Annotated in this window: 1 tRNA gene; it reads left to right on the top strand. The window is 58.5% G+C overall.

What is annotated here, in order from left to right:
* Nucleotides 1-183 precede the first annotated feature (183 nt).
* Nucleotides 184-258, top strand: a tRNA-Gly gene (locus I53_RS24920).
* The last annotated feature ends 617 nt before the right edge of the window (nt 259-875 follow it).

The following is an 875-nucleotide window of genomic DNA, read 5'->3' as shown; positions in this document are numbered from 1 at the left end:
GCTCATTCCCAGGGTCGCCACGTCGTCACTCCTGCTCAGTGCATATTCGGGGCGCCTTATGTGGCCCCGAAGGGCCGCCTGCCAAGCCCTGCGAAAAAACGCGACGAATCGGCTTGCCGACCCCGGAAGCCTTTGCTAGTGGGCCGGCCTCCCGCGGCGGTCCACACCGTCGCCAGCGCCAGAGCGGGCGTAGCTCAGGGGTAGAGCACAACCTTGCCAAGGTTGGGGTCGAGGGTTCGAATCCCTTCGCCCGCTCCAGGATTTCTAAGGAAAACAGATATATAGGAACTCATTCCGAGAAGGATGACCCATGGCCCTTGGTTCTGGTGTCCACCTGGTGTCCACGGCGTAGCCGGACGTCGGGCAATATTCGCGCGTCGATGGCGATATTCGCTGTTCGATAGGCGCTACGGCATCGCCGCCACTTGCACTCAAACCATGATCGAGAACGGACAGGTCTGGGAATTTTTACGGATTTCCTCATTTCCCGCCTCGACTAGAGCTATCGACGGAGTTGCACACTTGTGGACCTTGCCTGCCGAGAGCGGGGCATGAACGGACGGCAAAATGGACCAAATACGGAACGGGTATGCGTTCCGCATACGAGGAAGACGTGAAACTCGGACGTCCGCGGCAAGCAGAGACAGGGCTAGCGCTTTAACCAGAAGAAGCAGTTTGCTGATCCGGAGCCGCCGATTCGAGGCATAATAGTGCAGTAGAGGCAATCGACACGGTGTCGCTGATCGCTTCGATTTTTGCCGAGAAGGCCACGGATTCTTGTAACATCACGCCTCGGATGGATTCGTATCACCTGCGCCTGACCCCGTCGCGCCATGGCCGGATTGATGAGCGTAGCAAGATGTCGAGGTGTGACG

The organism is Methylobacterium sp. B1 (genome assembly GCF_000333255.1).
Classification (GTDB): Bacteria; Pseudomonadota; Alphaproteobacteria; order Rhizobiales; family Beijerinckiaceae; genus Methylobacterium; species Methylobacterium fujisawaense.
This window is presented reverse-complemented; position numbering and strand designations above follow the sequence as displayed.